General features: G+C 54.0%; 2 protein-coding genes. Both read right to left on the reverse strand.

What is annotated here, in order from left to right:
* A partial coding sequence (locus AC1RPH_RS07900; protein ID WP_481762040.1) for a ribosome modulation factor occupies positions 1 to 189 on the reverse strand: 189 nt, incomplete at its 3' end.
* Between the two features lie 29 nt (positions 190 to 218).
* The coding region (locus AC1RPH_RS07905; protein ID WP_481762041.1) for a hypothetical protein at positions 219 to 426 on the reverse strand (208 nt) is incomplete at its 5' end.

Raw genomic sequence — 426 nt, forward strand, 5'->3', positions numbered from 1 at the left:
TTTTCCATGCTCTTGCTCCAAAAGTTGTTTCATTCGTTGAAAACCCGCGCTCCAATGTTCACGTTTTGCGGAGCGCGGCGGATACGGGTTGTAGGAGGCAGGTTTGTAGACCATAGCCGCCAATCTCCCCTCATGGTACGCGTCGTGTTCGTCCATTGTGCCTAAAGAAAAAGCCAGAACCCGAATCATATCAGGTTCTGGCTTTTCGTCAACTACTTTTAGTCCAGATCGTGTTCGCGCTCTTTAGACGTACACATCAGCGTCAGCAGGGTCCCAAGCTTCGTGATCGGTGGCACGTCGAGGACCGCAATGCGGGGCCGCGTCACCGGGCCCTTCGGCCGATGTTTCTCGGGAATTGCAAGCAGCTCCTTTTCGGTCAACATTCTGTCCTCCACGATACGTCGGACGTACGTGCCACGCTTGAAC

It is taken from the genome of Dellaglioa sp. CoH-57-MRSF-16, assembly GCF_056782055.1.